We start from the raw sequence: 20349 nt of genomic DNA on the forward strand, positions 1-20349 counted from the left end.
CTCATACATTTTTTGCAATACAACTACTTCTATATCTTCTAGCCGGAGGTATAATTTATGACATTTTGGCAATTTGCATTTAAAAATGTAACGCGTAATTCAAGAGCTTATTTTGCTTACTTTGTAAGTGGTTCCTTTTCCATTGCTGTTTTCTTTTCGTTTGCTGTTTACTTATTCCATCCGAAATTACAAAACTTTGACATGACCTCTGAAATTTCAGGATTAATGATATTTTCAGAAGTAGTAATTGTATTTTTCTCTTTCTTCTTTTTACTATATTCCATTGGTACTTTTTTAAAAGTTAGAAAAAAACAATTTGGTATTTTGACCATTTTAGGAATATCGAGAAAACAATTACATCGTCTTGTTTTTATGGAGAATATGTTAATCGGGGTTTTATCTATCTTTTTCGGCATGCAGTTTGGAGTTGTTTTTTCTCAATTTTTCTTATTAGTAACAGCCAAACTTACGCATATTCCAGGAATATATTTATACGGTCCTACTAAAGCGTTTATTTTAACAACTATTGTTTTCCTTAGTCTTTTTATCACTGTATCTGCATTCACACCAATGCTTATTCGTACAAAAAAAGCGGTACACCTTTTAAAAACAAATGGTGGAAAACAAAAAGAAAGAAAACCATCCATACTTGTTTCATTATTTGGTGCGATTTGTTTATTTGGTGGTTATGCGTTAGCTGGAAATCCTAAATATTTTGTATCAGTAAGCCCGCAAATCGGTGTTATATATATGGTTTCAAGTATTTTCGTTATCCCAACGCTTGTTACAGTCGGAACATATTTCTTCTTTTCACAAATTAGTTTCTTACTTATTTATATTTTAAAGAAAAAAAGGAAGTTTTATATGAAACGGATTAATATGCTTTGGATTTCGGATTTAGCGAGCCGTATTCGAACGAATATTAATATGCTTTTTATTGTAGCGATGCTATCTACTATCGCTTTCACAATGATTACGTTTCTATATGGATTCGGAAAATTTATTAAGCTAGAGGTTAATAGAACTTCTCCTTTCCCAATTTCTTATTTTTCTTATGATGCGAACCCTTTTGTTACAGAGCATTTAAATTGGCTTGAGCAACAATTACAAAAAGAGCATTTCCCTTATCAAAAAATAAAAGCTGATATATATGAAACACCACTAAAAGAAGATAAAGATATAGCTATTTATAATGACGTATACGCAATTAAGCAAAGTGACTATAACAAACTTGCAGATTCTTTACGAATGAAACAACTATTTATGGATGATAACGAAGCATATGTGCTAACAGGGACATCTTATATCACCATATTCAATGAATTTGAGCAAAGCTACAAAAGAGATTACATTACACTCTCTAGTACAAATACGAAATTACGAGTAAAAGGCTATGAGCATGTAAACGCAATCCCATCTGACTTTTCATATCAAACGATAGTGTTGCCTGATATTATCGTAAATAACTTACCTAACACCGTAAAACATATATCAGCATACAATTACAAAATTCAAAACTGGGAACAGACATATGAAATTGCTGATAATTTTATAGAAAAAGTGCAAAAAGATCGAAATAAATTCCAGTATGAAGGGCCTCTTATTCGTTCCTTTGAATCAGCAGGATCGTTATACAAAATAACATCAGGCAGTGCGGCATTCTTCCTAATCGGGACATTTTTAGGAGTTATTTTCTTCATTGGCGCTGGTAGCGTTCTTTACTTTAGAATGTATACAGACTTAACGAACGAACATGAGAAATATATAACGATTTCTAAAATTGGTGTAACAGATACAGAGATGAAACGATCTTCAACCATTCAACTTAGTATTTTATTTTTCGTTCCGTACATTATGGCATCCATTCATACAATGTTTGCAACGAAAATGCTACAAGATGTAATTGGTCTATCTTTGTTCAAAGAAGTTTCAGCCGTTCTTATTATTTTTGGATTCGTTGAAATTATCTTTTTCTTCTTCATTCGTTCACTTTATATGCAAAAATTATCACAGTATACGAATGGTTAACATATTAAAAAAGTTATCACATGAGAAGGTGGGATCTCATCCTTCCTTTTTCATGCTCATTCTAATAGGAGGTTTAGGTGAATGACATTTTGGCAGTTTGCCTTTAAAAATGTGACGCGGAACGCCAGAGCTTATTTCGCCTATTTTGTAAGCAGTGCGTTTTCCATCGCAATTTTTTTCTCATTTGCAGTTTATTTATTTCATCCTAAATTGCATATGACAGACGTGAATGTTGCTCTGAACATATTAATGACAATTTCAGAAGTTGTCATTGTATTCTTTTCGTTTTTCTTTTTACTATATTCAATCGGTACCTTCTTAAAAGTACGAAAAAAGCAATTTGGGATTTTAACAGTACTTGGCATATCTCAAAAACAATTAAAGAGACTCGTATTTCTAGAAAACATGCTAATTGGTGTTCTTTCCATCTTTTTCGGCGTTCAACTTGGACTTGTCTTCTCGCAGTTCTTTTTGTTAATTACCGCCAAAATTACACACGTACCTGGTTTATATTTATATGGGCCTACAAGTGCTATCGTTTTAACTATCATCATCTTTCTTGGGCTCTTCATTCTCGTATCATCTTTTACACCGATGCTCATTCGTACGAGAAAAGCCGTACGTCTTTTAAAAGAAGGAACAAAACAAAAAGAAAGAAAAGCATCCGTTCTTATCTCTCTATTTGGTGCGATGTGTTTAATATGTGGATATACGTTAGCCGCAAATCCGCTGTATTTTATGTCGCTAGGTGACATCATTGGGCTTTTATATGCCGTCTCTAGTATATTTGTCATCCCATCGCTTATTGCAGCTGGAACATACTTTTTCTTTTCACAAATTAGTTTTTTACTCATTCGTATATTAAAAACGCGAAGAACATTTTATATGAAGCGAATTAATATGCTTTGGATTTCTGATTTAGCAGCGCGCATTCGGACAAACATTAACATGCTCTTTATTGTAGCGATGCTATCAACACTTGCTTTTACTATGATTACATTCTTATATGGTTTTGGTAAATTTATGAAGTTCGATACAGTAAGAGAAAATCCTTTTCCTTTTACATATTTATCACATACTGAAAATACGTTAGCAGATGAACATTTAAATTGGTTAAAACAAAAGTTTAACGAAGAGCAATTTACTTATAAACAATTTAAAACGGATATATATGAAGTATCTTCAGCGGAAGAAAATTCGCAGCTCTATTATGCAATTAAACAAAGTGACTATAATGTACTTGCTAAGGCTTTAAATTGGGAAACGCTCACAGTAAATAAGAATGAATCTTATATTCTTATGAAAGACTTAGATGATCAAGTTATTGGAACGCTTCATAATAAAGACAAGAAAAATACTCTTACACTTACTCAAAACAATTTACAACTACAAGTGAAAGAATATAAAAGTTATAACCCATTCCCAAATCGCTTAATATACCAATTGCTCATACTATCTGATGAAAATGTAGAAGCATTATCCTCCGTTTCAAAACAGATGAGTGTATATAGCTTTAAAGTTAAGGACTGGGAAAAAGCTAATAACATCGGCTCGTTATTCATAGACAAAATTAATACCGACGGGAACAACATTCAAGCAGAGCACAAGCCTTTCCATGCAAGTGAAGCGAGCGATTCTCTATACACAACAAAACAAAATGTCGCTTCGTTCTTCTTAATTGGTACTTTCTTAGGTGTTATTTTCTTTATTGGTGCTGGCAGTGTCCTTTACTTCAGGATGTATACAGATTTAACAAATGAACAAGAAAAGTATGTAACGATTACAAAAATCGGTTTAACAGAAGCTGAGATGAAACGATCTGCTACAATTCAACTTGCGATTCTTTTCTTTGTTCCATACATTATGGCATCGATTCATACGATGTTTGCGACAAAGATGCTACAAGAAGTTTTACATCTCTCGTTCTTCGCTGAGATTACAGTCGTACTTATGATTTTTGGAACGGTTGAAATTTTATTTTTCCTTTTAATTCGTTCCTTTTATATGCAAAAATTATCACAACACATTAAGTTTTAAAAAGTAGAAAGGTGATTACTATGGAAGAAGTATTACACATAAAAAACGTCTCAAAAGTATATGAGGGAAAAGTCCCTCATACTGCTTTAAAAAATATAAATTTACACGTGGATAAAGGGGAATTCGTTGCCATTATGGGACCATCTGGTAGCGGGAAATCTACATTTTTAAACGTTATCTCTACAATCGATTCTCCGACTTCTGGTGATGTCGTGATTAACGGAAAAAAACCGCACACATTTCGTAGAGAGAAGTTAGCTATTTTCCGAAGACAAGAGTTAGGATTTGTTTTCCAAAACTTTAACTTACTAGATACACTAACAATCGGTGAAAATATCGTACTACCTTTAACATTAGATAATGTTCCATTAAAAGAAATGGATGAAAAGCTTGATAACATTTCAAAAAAGCTTGGAATTGATCATATTTTGGACAAGCGTATTTTTGAAGTTTCTGGAGGACAAGCACAGCGTACTGCAGTAGCACGTGCTGTTATTCATCATCCTTCACTTCTACTTGCCGATGAACCGACAGGAAACTTAGATTCAAAAGCGGCAATTGACGTAATGGAGCTATTTACGAAATTAAATAAAGAAGAAGATGCAACGATTTTAATGGTTACGCACGATCCGTTTGCAGCAAGTTATTGTAACCGTGTTATTTTCATTAAAGATGGAGAGCTTTACAATGAACTACACCGCGGATTGTACCGTGAGAAATTTTATCAAGAAATATTAGATGTTTTAGCATTATTAGGAGGAAGACGTGGATGACATTTTGGCAATTCGCATTTAAAAATGTCTCGCGTAATTCTAAAGCATATTTCGCTTATTTTGTAAGTAGTGCTTTTTCTATTATGGTTTTCTTTTCATTTACTGTATACGCGTATCATCCACGCTTACAAATTATGAATAAATTACAGGAACAAGATCCACTGATGAACTTAGCCGGCATGGCACAGTTTGTTATCGTTTTGTTCTCGTTCTTCTTTCTCTTATATTCAATCGGAACATTTTTAAATGTTCGGAAGCAGCAATTCGGCGTTTTAACTGTTCTCGGTATATCTCAAAAACAATTAAAACGTCTTTTGTTTACTGAAAATATGATTATTGGAATGCTCGCTATTTTTGCTGGTATTCAAGGCGGTCTTGTTTTTTCTAACTTTTTCTTACTCGTTACTTCTAAATTAACAAACGCAAAAGGCCTCTATTTATATTGGCCAACAGAAGCTATTATCGTAACGACAATAACTTTTATTATTTTATTTCTCATCGTATCTACGTTTACACCGATGTTTATTCGTACTCGTAAAACAACTCGATTAATTAAAAATAGTAAAAAGGAAAAAAGCGAAAAAAGACCGTCTATACTCATTTCATTATTTGCTTTAATTTGTTTAGCACTATGCTATTATATCGCTGGTTATCCGCAAGGCTATATAACAGAAAAAAATGCACAAAATGGATCTGTATTCTTAATTATGCTATCTATTTTACCGCTCGTAGTGGTAGGAACATATTTATTCTTTTCACAAACATTTCTTCTCTTTATCTTTATTTTGAAAAAGCGGAGAAAGTTTTATATGAAGCAAATAAATATGTTATGGATTTCAGATTTAGCTAACCGGACTCGTAGTAATATTAATGTACTCTTTATCGTTTCTATGCTATCTGCACTAGCATTTACGATTATTATTGGTTTATTCGCTGCTAATAACAATACAACAGCATCGGTACTAGAACGATATCCCGTCCCCTTCACTTATACATCAGAAGGTGACAATTCCCTTGAACAAAAGCATATTACTGCAATTGAAACTGAGCTTACAAATAGTAATTTTCAGTACAGAAAATATAAGTTTACAGTAGTAAAAGATACAGCTTTAAAAGAAGACATTATGCTTATGAAGATGAGTGATTATAACGCAATTGCTAAACAATTGAAAAGGCCGGAAATAACAATTGATTCTACAGAAGTGTATATTATTTCTCGCCACTCACCAGAACTTCTCAATCTCGTATCTAATCCATTTGCAAAGCATAATACGATTACACTTGGATCTAATAAAAAAGAATTTCATATTAAAGGGTTTATTAATAAAGGAATAGAACCATCCTTTGCATTCCCACATTTAGCTGTCGTACAAGATTATGTATTTGATAATATGATTCCTCATATTGAAACAACCGTAATCTATAACTACTTCGTAGAAAACTGGGAAAATGCAATCGTTCCAACAAAAAATATGTTACGTGTTATTAGTGGCGATGCACGTAAGTTCTACGAAAAGCATACAGAAGAGAACGCTCAAGTTCCTTTCTTCATATATACAGCTACGGATGAACTCATTTACGGTAAAGGGAATGCAGTTGCTCAATTCTTTATTTGGGCATTTCTTGGCTTTATCTTCTTTATCGGTGCGGCTAGCGTTTTATATTTCCGTATGTATAACGACTTAACAACTGAAAGACAAAAGTATATTACGATTACAAAACTTGGCTTAACAGAATCAGAAATGTTTCGTTCTGCAACGATTCAATTAGGAATATTATTTTTCGTTCCTTATATTGTTGCTGGTATTCATACAATATTCGCCATTAAGTTTTTACAAAGCATGTTTTCTTTCTCATTACTGAAAGAGACATGTATCGTACTCACTTTATTCGGGATTATTGAGATCATTTTCTTCTTCTTAATCCGATCTCTATATATTAATAAATTATCACAACACATAAAAATATGAATAAAATGGCCTTGTGCAATACGCACAAGGCCATTTTCAATAGTTTTTAATTAGCAGCAATATCCACCGTAGCCGCCAGCATAACCGCCGTAACCACCATAACCACAAGAACCGCCACCGCCGAAGCAGCTAGCACCGATGATGATTAATAAAATAAACAATACGATTAGAAGCGCAAAACCGCCGCCGCAACCATGTCTGCGGTTACAATCATCATGTCTGTGTTCACACTTTTCGCTCATTACCCTATTCCTCCTTTAGTATCATTCATAACAAGTTCCTCTTGTTCTAAATGAGGGGATTCCATTTATATTATGTTTTCAGGGCGAATAGGAAGCTTGGCTTACCTAAAAACGGGCTTGTTTTAGGAATTGGACTTTATTAAAAAAGGATACCTATTCAGGTATCCTTTAAAGAAACATATTCAACAAAAGAGCAAAACCGAATGCAATAAATGATAACAATGTTTCCAGCACCGTCCACGTTTTAAACGTTTCTTTTACTGTCAAACCTAAATATTCTTTTACAAGCCAGAACCCTGCATCATTTACGTGAGAAAACATTAATGAACCTGCACCGGTTGCTATAACGAGCAATTCTAAATTCACACCAGACATGTGCTGAATAACTGGTGAAACAATTCCCGCTGCTGTCGTTAACGCTACTGTTGCTGAACCTGTTGCAATTCGAATTAATCCAGCTACCATGAAAGCTAATACAATTGGTGATAACGATATATGCTCTGCCATTTGCGCAATCGCTGTTCCAACGCCACTTTCAATTAATATTTGTTTAAATCCACCGCCTGCACCGATAATTAAAATAATGGAACCGACTGGTAATAAACTTTCATCCGTTAATTTTTTAATCATCTTTTTATTAATTCCTTGTCTTATCCCAAGTAAATAAAATGCTGCGAAACATGAAATAAGTAAAGCAATTACTGGGCTTCCGATAAATACAAAAAATTCAGTCATCTTTTTCGGTAATGAAATATATGGTGCAACGACTGATAAAATCATCAATACAACTGGTAATAAAATAATAAAGAATGAAACTTTACGACTCGGTAAATCAGTTGAGACAGTCGTAACTCGAATAAGCTCTGGTTCATTTTCAGGTATAACCCTTTTATGTACCCACTTTGCAAATATCGGTCCTGCGATAATAGCTGCTGGTAGCGCGATAAGTAATGAATATAAAAGTACCTTTCCTAAGTTCGCGTTATAAATACCGATTGCTGTCATCGCACCTGGATGCGGAGGCACTAGCCCGTGAACAATAGATAATCCAGCAATGACAGGTAACGCAATTAATAATATATTTTGCTTCGTCGTTTTTCGGATGGAAATAACGAGTGGTAATAAAATGACGATCCCCACTTCAAAAAATACTGGAATCCCTATAACAAATCCTGCAAATAACATAGCCCACGGTAGTTTCTTCACACCGAAAAATCGAATAAAGAAATCTGCCACTTGCATGCTGGCCCCTGAATCGGACATCATTTTTCCTAAAATTGTACCGAGAGCTAAAATACCAACTAAATGCCCTAGTACACTACCAACACCAGATTCATAGGCAGTCACTATCTTCGTTAAATTCAATCCAGACATGATAGCTAAAAATAAACTCGCAACTGTTAAACTAATAAATGCATGCCATTTCCACCATGATACCCCTAAAATAACAATCGCAATTGCAAGTAACGTGACGATTAATAAGTATATATCCATCTCGCATTCCCCTTACTTTATAAAAAAAGAGGGCAAATACCCTCTTTTTTATACGTCATAATTCACTACATAATGCTGCATTTCTGTATTGTAGTAGCCTTCGCTATATTCAATTACTTCGCCAACTTCATCGTAAGAATAACGCATACGTTTTAATAGCGCTGTCCCCTCTTTTTCACCTAACGCTTCTGCAACGAAACTAGACGCAAGTCCAACAGCGAATTCATCTCTGAAGTTTTCTAAATGAATGCCTCGGTCCTCGACTAAATCGTAAAGCGATTGTAAATCAAAATCCGATAAATCTATACTTGCCATTTTCGCTGAGAAATAGTGCGTATAATGAATATACGGTGCATCATTTAACGTATATAAACGTTCAATACGAAAACTCTCTTTACCGAATAATTGAAATGGCACTGTTCCTTCTTCATTCTGAACGATTTCTGCTTTTAGCAATTTCTTCTGTACTTTATAGCCTTCTTCCACTAACACTTCAGTAAATTTCTTTCCCTTTGACAACTTTGTCGCAGAAGTGTTACGGATGACTTTCGTTCCTTTACCGCTTTTCTTTTCCAAATATCCTTCTTGAGCGAGTTCTTTAATCGCATTTCGCACTGTAATTTTGCTCACTTTGAACTCTTCTTCTAACTGTGGTTCGGAAGGAATATTTGTATGAATCGCATATACACCATGCAATATTCGATCACGAATAATATTTTTTATTTGTAAATATAATGGTCCTTTTTTTCTCGTTACGTTCACCGTTACACCCACTACCTTTCTACATCACCTACTGATGTCGTCATTGCCCGAAGTATATCCTTCTCTGATGACATTGGCGTATCACCGACGATTGTATGTGCAAGCATTCCAGCTGCTGACGCAAATGAAACAGCTTTCTCTGGTGCAAACTCTTCTATCTCGCCATGAATAATCCCGCTCGTATAAGCATCTCCAGCACCTATTCTATCATATACAGAAAACGTAAGTGTTTTTGCAAAAGTGAACGCACCATCTTTACATATAAATCCGCGAAGCGAGTGTGTATTATCGCTATTAATAGAGCGATGTGTACCAGCGATTGTAGCGATATGATATGTTTCAGCTGCCTTTGGAATAAGATCAACAAGTTGCGCCTCTCGCTCCGTCTTTTCTGTTTTCATTCCAAGAACAAACATCGCATCTTTTTCGTTCATCATAACGATATCAGCAAGAGCCAGCATTTCTTCATAATGTGGTTTCGCCTGCTCATACCCGTCTTCTCCCCAAAGAGATGGACGATAGTTGCAATCAAAGACGACAGTTCCTCCGTTTTCTTTCACTGCTTTCGCCAAAGATTTCATATGATGGCGCACCGTATCATTCATCGCAAGTGTAATGCCGCAAAAATGAACGATATCAATTTCCTTTGCGATTTCTTCAAATTGATACATTTCTTCACATGCCGTATTGAAGCTACTTTCTAATCGATTTGAATATGTAACGCGGCTTGCACGTGTACCAAATCCATTTTCTAAAAAGTACATACCGACATATTTGCCGCCTCTTGAAACAAGCGAGGTTTGCACACCTAACTTTTGAATGTAAGATAATGCCGCATCCCCAACCGAATTTTCCGGTAAAGTTGAAATAAGAAGCCCTTCATGCCCTAGATGAGAAAGTGCTGCTGCCACGTTCACACCTGTACCAGAAAATGAGTAATTTAATGTGTTTGCTTGCGACAACAATTCATATCCTGGTACTTGCAGGCGCATCATTACTTCGCCGAACGCTGCAATTTTCTTACGCATATTGATCAACTAACTTCTTCACGACTGCTAATAATTCACAAACATCTTCTGTTTTCGTATTGCCAGTTTCTTTATCAATAATAGAAGAGTACACGTGCGGGATAACTTGCTCTACGTTTGCTTCAAGCGCAATACGTACAATTGTTTCAAAGTTTTCCTTATCAATTCCGCCTGTTGGCTCTAATGCAAATCCTTCTTCCGCACAAGCTTTCGCAACTGCGCGATATTCTTCTTCATGAGCTAAACCTTTCATTGGGAAGTATTTCAATGAATTTCCGCCCATATCACGTACAAGTGCGATCGCTGTTTTAATTGGAACGATTGCTTTTTCTTCCCCTGCTGCACTAATTGGACCAGTAGAAATATTTACGTACCCTACTTTTCCTGTTGGTGATACTAAACTATTAATCCAGCTATCTTTTCCGCCAAGATTTGCACGTGTCGCTCCAACTGAAGGGAACACTTGGTTAATATGACTACCAGGATAATGCTTCGCAATTTCAGCTACAACTGCTGCTTGGCGATTATCTCCTGCTCCTAATCCAATTGATACAGCGTCATCAATTTCTTTTCCGTATGCTTTCATCGCTGTAACAGCTTCTTCTACTGTTGGATAATCTTTTGATAATACGCCTACTACTACATAACCTTCTGCTGCTTCAAAAATATCTTTCGCATTTTCTATATTGTTTGCTAATACATTTAATGCTACGCGGCCTTTATAAAAACGTTTTTGAATGTTTGTCATTTTAATTTCCCCCTACAATTTCTCTCAATTTTTCTTCAATCACATGTATGTCATCACCTTGAAGTGGACGTGGATCGATATCAAAGAATCCTTGTCTTACTCCGTAATCACGTGTGTAGATTGCAATTTCTCCTTCGCGTAATGCTGTCACAACGTCTTTTGCCGATTTATTTAACTCTTTTTCGTTAATATGAATACGTGCTCTAAAGATTGCTCTTCCCGCTTCATCTTGAACGATTGTTACATTTACACCGTTTAATTCTTTTAGCGGCATAAGTACTTGTAATAACTCTTTTTCTTGCTCACTCTTATCTTCTTTTACTCCGTACTCATCAAGTGCTTGAAGTAAACCAAAAGTTGTTTCTTTCCCAACTTTCATGCTTCTTCCAATGCAATGTAATTGCACTTTCAGCCACTCAATATATTTTCGTTTCCCGCCAACAATACCAGAAGTAGGCCCTTCAATTGCCTTTGAACCACTATAAATGGCAAGGTCTGCATACTTCACATATTTTTGAATATCTTCTTCAGCTGCCGCATCCACGATAAGTGGTACGTTATTTCTTTGCGCGACTTCCCATGCTTCTTCAACAGAAATCATATTTTTTTGCACGGCATGATGCGATTTCACATATAGAATCGCTGCTGTATTTTCACCAATTGCATCTTCAATATGCTCTGCTTTCCCTTCATTTGCGTAGCCAACTTCTACAAGTTTTCCTCCGCCTAAATAAATCATCGTTTCAACTGGAGCACCGTATTGAACGTTATGACCTTTTAACATGATCACTTCGTTTTTCGCGATTACCTCTTGATGAAGTCTTTCACTTTTACGGCGATTTCCTTCAGTAACGATACCAGCGATAGAAAGCGCAATTCCGCTCGATGCTGAATTCACAACGACCGCTGCCTCTGAATCTAGAATTCTTGCAATATGGTCTCCTGCTTTATCTACTAAATCAGCAATTTCCACATAATTTTGTCCCCCATGTTTCATCGCATCCATAACTGTATCTGTCGGAGCAGATACACCTAAAATACTCATTCTACCACTCGCATTAATCACTCTTTTTAATCCGTACTTAGCATTCAATGAATGACCCATTAATTACAACCCCTTTCGTATCAATTCTTCTTTCAGCAATGCGCTGATCCCCTTCTGAATCTATTAACGTAACCTTCTCATCTTTCACCGTAAATAAAGTTAAGTTTGCAATATCTCCTTCTTGAATGCGGCCAAGCTCAGGTTTTTTCAGCCATTCTGCCGCATGTTTCGTAACCGCATCAATCACTTCTTCTAGCGGATAACCTAAGTAAAGGAATTTCGAAAGAACGTGAGCCATACTATACACGGGACCGTGCACGCGATTCTTCCGGTAAATATCTGTACTAATTGTATTAAAAGCAATATCGTGACGCTTTGCGGCCTCTGCTACTTTAAAAGAAAAACTGGCATTACCATGCCCAACATCTAAATGCACACCGCGATTCACTGCATCTAGTAACACAGGTAACGGTTTGCCTTCTTCATCAAATAAATTATTTTCTTTCCCGTTTAAATAATGTGTAATGACATCATCTTTTTCTAAAAGAGGTACAACTTCCTCAATGTGAGGAGGCGCTGAACCGATATGTACCATAATCGGTAATGATGTTTCGCGAGATAAAGAGCGCGCTATATGAAGCGGTTCAATTCCACTATCACAAACGACACTTTTACTCATTCTCGCTTTTAACCCAACGATTACATCTTTATAATTTTCTACTGCTTCTATTACTTTCTCTTTATCGATCCATTCCATATTGGATAATTCATCAATTCGTTTCAAACCGATGCGAGAAATATTTAAAAAGGCAAATAAATTCGTTTTTGCCTGCTCTCTACTTTTTACTAAATCTGCAATGCGATCAGCACCGCAACTACCCGCATCAACAATTGTCGTTACCCCTTGCTTAACGCCAATTTCATCAACCTCATCGCCATACGGATCAAACTCTGGAAAAGCGTGAACATGCAAATCAATCCAACCACTCGATACGTAAGTACCAGAGTAATCAAGAACCTTTCCACCCTCACCAACACCAGCTTTCGTCACCTGTGCGATTTCATTATTTTCAATTACAATGTCAATCTCTTCCCCGTTCACACGTTTCACATTACGTAGTACGAATCGTTCTGTCATTGTACTTCCACCCTTTTCTATAAGAAGCCGTAAGAATGCGCTTACATTAAAGTTTCATTTTATGTCTCTTTCACACGTTTAGCGTAACATAAAAAAAGGAAGAAGTAAATATAACGTTATAATGTTTAAAAGTAAATCAAAAGATGCTCCTCCAAAATGCTAATAGTATAGGAATTTATATCAACGATTCGACAAGGAATATCGATTTACAGACAAGAAACGTCAATTCCTTTCTTATATAAGAAAAGGCTGTCCCAAATGGCACAGCCTTTTTCTCTATTCCTGAACCGTCACAATAACCCCATCCATATTGTTCCCGGAAATTGCATACTGCTTATTTGCTGGAACATTCACTTTCATATTCCCAGAAACTTTATAATAAGAAACAGTATATTTCTTACCTTCTACTTCAGTTGAAATCTCTTTTTCCTCTTTTAAGAACTCTAAATATTCCTCTAGTGTGAAATTCTTTTTTTGCATAATTGCGCTATGAGGTAGGCCGACATAACGGATATGCCATGGCTCATATTGAATTCCAGTAATGTTACTTTTATTTTTCGGATAACGTAATATAAAGCCATGCTTCCATACGTTCTCTTCAATCCATTTTCCTTCAGGCGCTTTCTCCATTTTCTTTTGAGTAGACCCAATGTCCAGTGATAATCCTAAATTATGTTCACTGTATCCTGCTGGAAGTGCATAATCAGATCCCATTTTTTCATATAACTGTTTTTGCTCTTCGAAATCTCTATAGCCACTACTAATCAAAAAATGGTTAATACTTTCTTTTCCAGCCGCATCGACAACGTTCAAAAACTTTTTCACAACATCCTTTGATAAACGAAGATTTCTATCAAATATTACATAGCCTCTCACTAATTCACTATTATGATTTACATTTATAATATCAGACCTAATACTATCTTTTTTTACTGGATAATCCCTGTTAACTAATAATAAATCGCCCTTATAAATTTGTTCCTTCGTAATCTCTTTCCTCTCGTTGTTTGCCGCCTTTACTAGCTCATCTTTTCCGACAATTTTAACATCGATTTCCTTTTGAAATAACGGTGATATATAAACGCCTACACATACTGTGCATGCTATAAAAAAAGAAATAAATACCCACTTTTTCATTTCTATTTCCTCCTTAACGTAACTTACATATAGAATAGAAAAAACTATTAAAATAAAAAGTGGGGTAAAGTTTAAATTTTTATTAAATTGTTACATTCTCGTCTTTTGGCAATCGTACTTCAAATATCGTTCTAACTACATTGCTTTCAGCAGAAATCGTACCGTTATGCTGCTCGACAATATTTTTAGCAATGAATAATCCAAGTCCCGTCCCGCCACGGTTCTCTGACCTTGCTTTATCACCTGTATAAAACATATCAAAAAGATACGGTAAATCTTCTTCCGGAATGCTATCTCCGTAATTCATAATTTGTACGACAACTTCTCCATTATCAACATACCCATTCATATCAACAAATTGCCCATCATATCCATAACGTACGGCATTTGTTAACAAGTTTTCAAATACTCTAGCTAGCAATTTTCCATCACCGTGCATCGGTAAATGAGGATCCACATTCAATCTTGCTTCTAAATGATGTTTTTCTAATAACGGATACAATTCCTCCTCTAGCTGTATAAGCAACTCACTTATATCAATCGGCTTTTTATCCAGCTTTAGCATGCCATAATTCATACGTGTAATTTCGAATAGCTCATCAATTAAACTTTCCAGTCTTTGCGATTTTGTATATGCAATTGTGGAGAAATGTTTAATTTGTTCTTTTGTTAAATTTTCATCTTTAAGAATTAAATCTAAATATCCTAACACGGATGTTAACGGTGTTCTTAAATCATGAGCTAAATTCACAACGAGCTGATCTTTACTACTTTCAGCAAAATCTCCTCTTTCCACCGCTTCTTTTAACTTTTCACTCGCAACATTTATTTCATGTGCGATATCTCCAAACTCATCGTTTGATGAAATGCGCACTTCATTTGAAAAATCTCCGTTCGCCAAATGATGAATCCCGCTTGAAATCTCATCAAAGTATTTTAAGTATGGTTTAGTAAGGAAGAAGAAAAACATAATGGATAGCGGGATGAAAAGAATTAAAAAGAAATTAACATCCCCAATTTGTTTTATCATGAACCGCACTTGCGCTAACGGATCCTCATAACGAACGACTAATTTGTAATAAATCCGTAACCCTTGATAAATGATATACGTTACGCCACCAGCAAATATCATACTTAACGCAAATAGCATAACCATCTTCGAACGAAAACTTCTCATCTTTTTAGACATTGAAAGTATACCCTACTCCCCACACTGTTTTTATTAACTTGTCCTTTCTTTTATCTTCTCCAAGTTTTTTCCTCAATGTACGAATATGTACCATAACTGTATTTCCGCCTTCATAATAATCATCCGCCCATACTTGCTGAAAAATATTTTCCACATTGTACACTTTCTTCGGATGGCTCGCTAATAAATATAAAATATCAAACTCTTTCGGTGTTAATTCAACTTGTTCTCCGTACACATTTACCGTTCTTCGCTCCGGATCAATAACAACTCCGCCTACCTCTAAAGCTGATTTATTCTCCGCTACTTTCGGCTGATTTAACGTAAGAAATCGGCGTAATTGTGCATTTACACGTGCAACTAATTCAATCGGTGTAAAAGGCTTCGTCATATAATCATCTGCGCCTAATACTAAACCTGTCACCTTATCAAAATCAGACGTTTTCGCACTTAAGAAAATGATTGGCATATGATGCTTCGCACGAATTTGGCGCGTCACTTCATACCCATCCATTTTCGGCATCATAATATCTAAAACCACTAAGTCGATTGGCTGCGTTTCAATAACATGAATTGCCTCTTCTCCATCAGCTGCTTTCACGACGTGGTACCCTTCTTTTTCTAAATGTATCTCAATTAAATCAGCAATTTCTGCCTCATCATCCGCTATTAAAATTGAAATGCGCTTCATTTTACTCCCCCTTTACCCCGCTATTTGCGGGCAGTAAGACTCCCACCTCAAAATTCGGGTGAATCAAAGAAGTTAGGTGGAAGATCAACTGCCCATAAAAGCCCGATTGGTTCAACTAATAATCAGTGGGGATGCCCCCACTGATTAAAGTTTCACTTTATACGCTCGATTGTAAACTAGTCTATCCAATTTGTACAATAAGAAAAGGCTACTCACGGGAGTAACCTTAGTAAATAAAATTATATCGACCGTAACTCAAATTATATTAGCGATTATTGAAATATATCGACTTACCGACAATTAACGACGAAATTCGCCCGCTATTTTAAAGACTCAATTTACCGCTCCAAAGCAAGCCGCTGCTTCGTAATCTCCGCCAGCCTTCCGCGATCTACTTCATACTCAGCTTCAACACTTTGCGGCACCATCACTTTCCCGCTCTCAAGCATCACTTCCGGCGAAATAATATCCCTCTCCCAGTGCCTACTAGAAGCAGATATATCACCTGGAATCGTAAAGTTCGGCAGTGAAGCAAGGGCAACATTTTGCGCTCGTGAAATCCCCATCTCCACCATACCGCCGCACCAAACTGGTATGTTATGCTCCATGCAATAATTATGGATTTGAACCGATTCTGTTAATCCGCCCACTCGCCCTGGTTTAATGTTCACAATTTGGCAGCTACCAAGGGTAATCGCAACGCGTACATCTTCTAAACTATGAATACTTTCATCTAAACAAATCGGCGTTTCAATTTTCTTTTGCAACTCCGCGTGATCAAGAAAATCATAATCGGCTAACGGTTGTTCAATCATCATTAATTGGAATTCATCTAGTCGTTTCAGCCTCTCCGTATCCCCTAATGTATATGCTGAATTTGCATCTGCCATTAGCGGGATATGCGGAAACTCTTTTCGAATCTCTTTCAATAATTCGTAATCATGCTCTGGCTTTATTTTCACTTTAAAACGCTCGTATCCTTCTTCTGCATACTTCTCGATTTGTTTTAACATAACTGGAATCGTATTAAGGCCAATTACAACGCCGACTTCAATTTCATGACTAGTTCCGGCAAGTACTGTCGCTAGCGATTTCTTTTGGCGCTTCGCATATAAATCCCAAACAGCCCCCTCTATTCCGGCCTTTGCCATTCGGTTTCTCTTTATATGTTGGAACAAACCAGGTACTTCATTCGGATGAGAAATCTCCGCCTTTAATAAATCCGGTAATAAAAAATCTTGAAGTACATGTAGCGCTGTCTTCACTGTTTCTTCCGTGTACCACGGTTCAGAAAACGCAACGACTTCGCCAAATCCAATGTATCCGTCCGTATCTTCTAATTCAATGACGATACTTTCACGCTTTTCATACGTCCCGTAGCTTGCAGCAAACGGGATTACGAGTGGCATTTCCGTTATATGTAGCGTCGCTTTTTTTATTTCCACCTACATCTCCTCCACTAATTGTCTTAACTCTCGTCTTAACAATTTTTTCGAAGCGTTTCGTGGTAATTCCTCTAAGAAACATGCTTTTTTCGGCACTTTATATTTCGCTAATTTCTCCTCGCAAAAATGAAGAATTTCTTCTTCTGTTACTTCTCCATTTTTTACAACAAAAGCAGCCGGTACTTGTCCCCATTTATCGTCAGTCATCCCGACCACACCTGCTTCCGCAACCATCGGATGAGAAAGCAACACTTCTTCAATTTGAGCCGGATATATATTCTCTCCGCCAGAAATAATTAAATCACTGCGTCGATCTAATACGTATAAAAATCCTTCTTCGTCTAAATAACCGAGGTCACCAGTATGAAGCCATCCGTTTTGAATTGTTTCGCGCGTCGCATCTTCGCGGTTAAAATAACCGCCTGTTACGTTTGGTCCTTTTACTACGATCTCACCTTCCGCAAATGGCGACACTACTACGCCATCTTTTTCAATACGGAGTTGGCACTGAAATAGTGGTTTTCCGGCTGATCCTACTTTCGTTAACATGTAATCAGCTGATAACGTACAAATTTGTGAAGACGTTTCTGTCATACCGTACGTTTGATATACAGGAATTCCTTTATCTACACACGTTTCTAATAGTGGTTTCGGCGCTGGTCCTCCACCAAGTAACATGCATCTTAAAGAAGATGGGTATGTCCCTTCTCCAAGTCTCTCTAATAAATCAGTCAACATTTTAGAAACGACAGAAATAATCGTAACGCCTCTCGTTTGAAGTGCTTTATGAATAAAATCAGCATCATATTTCGGAACGAGTAAAATGCGCATGCCATACATAATATTTTTCATTAAAAGAGATAGCCCGCCAACGTGGAACATCGGCATACAAGCTAACCAGCAATCGTCATCACGAAGGCCTAAGTTAAGCGCAGAGCCAACCGCGCTTGACCAGTGATTCCCGTACGTTAAAATAACGCCTTTCGGTTTCCCTGTCGTCCCAGACGTATAAATAATTGTCATCGCTTCTTCTAAAGAAAACTCTTCTTGTATAGAGGCTTCCTCTTTTGGTCCATTCATCACTTCGGCGAATGAATATACAGGAATATCTTTAGCCTCAAAATCTTGATCCGTCACTAAACAAATAACTTCAGCATCATCCATTTGCCAAAGTAGCTCTTCTCTTGAAAGACGCGTATTTAAAAGCACAGCTACTGCACCTACGTAAGATAGGGCGTGAATAACTGTAATCATCTCCATACCATTTTTCATCAGAACAGCCACCTTTTGCCCACGCTTCACTCCAACATGCGTGAGGTGTTCACAAACAGATACTACTTTTTCATGCAGCTGCATAAAAGTAACTTTCTCTTCCTCTATTTCAATTGCAGTGCGATCTGGTGTTAAAAATGCACGTTGCATTAACCAATTTGGCATCGTCTCCATCATTCATTCTCCTTTCATGAAAGAAAGAGACTTGATATGACATCAAGTCTCTTAGTTGTTTTGTTTCCGGTTAATCTCATCTAGTTACAGCGGTTAGAACAGTCGGTCGTTTCACGCCTTCCTACGAGGCAAAAAGCGCCTCTACGTCAGAAGCTCCATCCCCCTCACATTCTGAACGAGCTACTTTCGCTTTTGGTTACATCTAGCTGCGCCTCCTAGCCCCTTCCGTCTAAGAACCTTCCGCACGAGAAAGTAAAAAACACTTTCTGTGCGAAAGAACCTTAGCCAGCGGGGCTAAGCAGTCGGCTCCGCTTTTGGTTTGATCACGGGAAACGAGGGAATTGACCGAAGTCCGGACTGCGTTTTTCTTTGAATGCGTCGCGACCTTCTTTTGCTTCGTCAGTTGTGTAGTACAATAACGTTGCATCTCCAGCTAGTTGTTGAATACCAGCTAGACCGTCTGTGTCTGCGTTGAATGCAGCTTTTAGGAAGCGAAGTGCCATTGGGCTGTTTGCTAAAATTTCTTCTGCCCATTGTACTGTTTCTGCTTCAAGTTGTTCTAATGGTACTACTGTGTTTACTAAGCCCATATCAAGCGCTTCTTGTGCGTTATATTGGCGGCATAGGTACCAAATTTCGCGAGCTTTCTTGTGTCCTACCATACGAGCTAAGTAACCAGCTCCGTATCCACCGTCAAAGCTTCCTACTTTAGGACCTGTTTGTCCAAATACAGCATTGTCTGCAGCGATTGTTAAATCACATACGATATGAAGTACGTGTCCTCCACCGATTGCATAACCTGCTACCATTGCGATAACTGGTTTAGGAATTGCGCGAATTAGACGTTGTAAATCTAATACATTTAAACGAGGGATTTGGTCGTCACCTACATATCCACCATGACCGCGAACTTTTTGGTCGCCGCCAGAACAGAATGCACGTCCACCTTCACCTGTTAAAATGATAACGCCAACATTTGCATCATCACGAGCATGTGCAAAAGCGTCGATTAACTCCATTACCGTTTTAGGACGGAATGCGTTATGTACTTCAGGGCGGTTAATCGAAATCTTTGCGATACCATTGTATGTTGAATAAATAATATCTTCGTAATTGCCTTCTTTTACCCATTCAATAGCCATTACAACTACCTCCTTGTATATTTCTGATCTCCTC

At 36.9% G+C, this 20349-nt stretch carries 17 protein-coding genes; 4 read left to right on the forward strand and 13 right to left on the reverse strand.

Annotated elements, in window-relative coordinates:
* The first annotated feature begins 57 nt into the window (after nt 1–57).
* The 4 genes from MR143_RS27900 to MR143_RS27915 all read left to right on the forward strand — a co-directional run bounded on the left by MR143_RS27900 (nt 58) and on the right by MR143_RS27915 (nt 6808).
* The gene (locus MR143_RS27900) at nt 58–2028 is read left to right on the forward strand and encodes an FtsX-like permease family protein (RefSeq protein WP_000145029.1); all 1971 of its coding nucleotides are present in this window, start codon (nt 58–60) and stop codon (nt 2026–2028) included.
* A gap of 81 nt (nt 2029–2109) precedes the next feature.
* On the forward strand, nt 2110–4065 hold the full coding sequence (locus MR143_RS27905; RefSeq protein WP_000144978.1) for an ABC transporter permease: 1956 nt from the start codon (nt 2110–2112) through the stop codon (nt 4063–4065).
* Between the two features lie 20 nt (nt 4066–4085).
* Entirely contained in the window at nt 4086–4838 is a 753-nt protein-coding gene (locus MR143_RS27910; protein WP_000393250.1) for an ABC transporter ATP-binding protein, read from the forward strand.
* Entirely contained in the window at nt 4835–6808 is a 1974-nt protein-coding gene (locus MR143_RS27915) for an FtsX-like permease family protein (protein ID WP_000144917.1), read from the forward strand. Before MR143_RS27910 ends, MR143_RS27915 begins: the two co-directional genes overlap by 4 nt.
* A 50-nt stretch (nt 6809–6858) precedes the next feature.
* On the opposite strand, the gene MR143_RS27920 is transcribed toward MR143_RS27915, so the two are convergent.
* The 13 genes from MR143_RS27920 to menB form a co-directional block, all read right to left on the reverse strand.
* The gene (locus tag MR143_RS27920; protein WP_001290399.1) at nt 6859–7050 is read right to left on the reverse strand and encodes a YjcZ family sporulation protein; all 192 of its coding nucleotides are present in this window, start codon (nt 7048–7050) and stop codon (nt 6859–6861) included.
* Nucleotides 7051–7218: 168 nt separating this feature from the next.
* Nucleotides 7219–8544 carry a gluconate permease GntP gene (gntP, locus tag MR143_RS27925; protein WP_000356163.1) on the reverse strand — a complete coding sequence of 442 codons (1326 nt, stop codon included), beginning with the start codon at nt 8542–8544 and terminating at the stop codon, nt 7219–7221.
* A gap of 48 nt (nt 8545–8592) precedes the next feature.
* Complete coding sequence (locus MR143_RS27930; RefSeq protein ID WP_000539271.1) at nt 8593–9318, reverse strand: GntR family transcriptional regulator; 726 nt, start codon at nt 9316–9318, stop codon at nt 8593–8595.
* Nucleotides 9318–10334, reverse strand: a complete 1017-nt coding sequence (locus tag MR143_RS27935; RefSeq protein WP_001227506.1) for a sugar kinase — start codon at nt 10332–10334, stop codon at nt 9318–9320. Before MR143_RS27935 ends, MR143_RS27930 begins: the two co-directional genes overlap by 1 nt.
* Nucleotides 10327–11082 (reverse strand): 2-dehydro-3-deoxy-phosphogluconate aldolase, encoded by a 756-nt coding sequence (dagF, locus tag MR143_RS27940; protein WP_000181912.1) that lies wholly within the window; start codon nt 11080–11082, stop codon nt 10327–10329. The genes MR143_RS27935 and dagF overlap by 8 nt, the downstream gene beginning before the upstream one ends.
* A gap of 1 nt (nt 11083) precedes the next feature.
* Nucleotides 11084–12187, reverse strand: a complete 1104-nt coding sequence (locus MR143_RS27945; protein ID WP_000510103.1) for a DgaE family pyridoxal phosphate-dependent ammonia lyase — start codon at nt 12185–12187, stop codon at nt 11084–11086.
* Nucleotides 12165–13265 carry an amidohydrolase/deacetylase family metallohydrolase gene (locus MR143_RS27950; RefSeq protein ID WP_242281115.1) on the reverse strand — a complete coding sequence of 367 codons (1101 nt, stop codon included), beginning with the start codon at nt 13263–13265 and terminating at the stop codon, nt 12165–12167. Before MR143_RS27950 ends, MR143_RS27945 begins: the two co-directional genes overlap by 23 nt.
* A gap of 276 nt (nt 13266–13541) precedes the next feature.
* Nucleotides 13542–14402, reverse strand: a complete 861-nt coding sequence (locus tag MR143_RS27955; RefSeq protein ID WP_000759397.1) for a D-Ala-D-Ala carboxypeptidase VanY — start codon at nt 14400–14402, stop codon at nt 13542–13544.
* A gap of 82 nt (nt 14403–14484) precedes the next feature.
* Nucleotides 14485–15591: a HAMP domain-containing sensor histidine kinase gene (locus tag MR143_RS27960; RefSeq protein WP_000038803.1), complete on the reverse strand. Its 1107-nt coding sequence runs from the start codon at nt 15589–15591 to the stop codon at nt 14485–14487.
* Entirely contained in the window at nt 15584–16282 is a 699-nt protein-coding gene (locus tag MR143_RS27965; RefSeq protein WP_000822499.1) for a response regulator transcription factor, read from the reverse strand. The genes MR143_RS27960 and MR143_RS27965 overlap by 8 nt, the downstream gene beginning before the upstream one ends.
* A 338-nt stretch (nt 16283–16620) precedes the next feature.
* On the reverse strand, nt 16621–17727 hold the full coding sequence (gene menC / locus MR143_RS27970) for an o-succinylbenzoate synthase (protein WP_000403287.1): 1107 nt from the start codon (nt 17725–17727) through the stop codon (nt 16621–16623).
* Nucleotides 17728–19173, reverse strand: a complete 1446-nt coding sequence (locus MR143_RS27975; RefSeq protein WP_000449586.1) for an o-succinylbenzoate--CoA ligase — start codon at nt 19171–19173, stop codon at nt 17728–17730.
* 323 nt (nt 19174–19496) lie between these two features.
* On the reverse strand, nt 19497–20315 hold the full coding sequence (menB, locus tag MR143_RS27980) for a 1,4-dihydroxy-2-naphthoyl-CoA synthase (RefSeq protein ID WP_000963875.1): 819 nt from the start codon (nt 20313–20315) through the stop codon (nt 19497–19499).
* Nucleotides 20316–20349: the final 34 nt, after the last annotated feature.

Source organism: Bacillus cereus group sp. BfR-BA-01347 (assembly GCF_022663835.1).
GTDB lineage: Bacteria > Bacillota > Bacilli > Bacillales > Bacillaceae_G > Bacillus_A > Bacillus_A thuringiensis_K.

Coding starts and splice junctions, on each gene's coding strand:
- MR143_RS27960 (WP_000038803.1), bottom strand. CDS start 15,591: ATGTCTAAAAAGATGAGAAGTTTTCGTTCGAAGATGGTTATGCTATTT.
- MR143_RS27935 (WP_001227506.1), bottom strand. CDS start 10,334: ATGCGTAAGAAAATTGCAGCGTTCGGCGAAGTAATGATGCGCCTGCAA.
- MR143_RS27965 (WP_000822499.1), bottom strand. CDS start 16,282: ATGAAGCGCATTTCAATTTTAATAGCGGATGATGAGGCAGAAATTGCT.
- MR143_RS27975 (WP_000449586.1), bottom strand. CDS start 19,173: ATGGAGACGATGCCAAATTGGTTAATGCAACGTGCATTTTTAACACCA.
- MR143_RS27955 (WP_000759397.1), bottom strand. CDS start 14,402: ATGAAAAAGTGGGTATTTATTTCTTTTTTTATAGCATGCACAGTATGT.
- MR143_RS27905 (WP_000144978.1), top strand. CDS start 2,110: ATGACATTTTGGCAGTTTGCCTTTAAAAATGTGACGCGGAACGCCAGA.
- MR143_RS27945 (WP_000510103.1), bottom strand. CDS start 12,187: ATGGGTCATTCATTGAATGCTAAGTACGGATTAAAAAGAGTGATTAAT.
- MR143_RS27950 (WP_242281115.1), bottom strand. CDS start 13,265: ATGACAGAACGATTCGTACTACGTAATGTGAAACGTGTGAACGGGGAA.
- MR143_RS27920 (WP_001290399.1), bottom strand. CDS start 7,050: ATGAGCGAAAAGTGTGAACACAGACATGATGATTGTAACCGCAGACAT.
- MR143_RS27915 (WP_000144917.1), top strand. CDS start 4,835: ATGACATTTTGGCAATTCGCATTTAAAAATGTCTCGCGTAATTCTAAA.
- dagF (WP_000181912.1), bottom strand. CDS start 11,082: ATGACAAACATTCAAAAACGTTTTTATAAAGGCCGCGTAGCATTAAAT.
- gntP (WP_000356163.1), bottom strand. CDS start 8,544: ATGGATATATACTTATTAATCGTCACGTTACTTGCAATTGCGATTGTT.
- menB (WP_000963875.1), bottom strand. CDS start 20,315: ATGGCTATTGAATGGGTAAAAGAAGGCAATTACGAAGATATTATTTAT.
- MR143_RS27900 (WP_000145029.1), top strand. CDS start 58: ATGACATTTTGGCAATTTGCATTTAAAAATGTAACGCGTAATTCAAGA.
- MR143_RS27910 (WP_000393250.1), top strand. CDS start 4,086: ATGGAAGAAGTATTACACATAAAAAACGTCTCAAAAGTATATGAGGGA.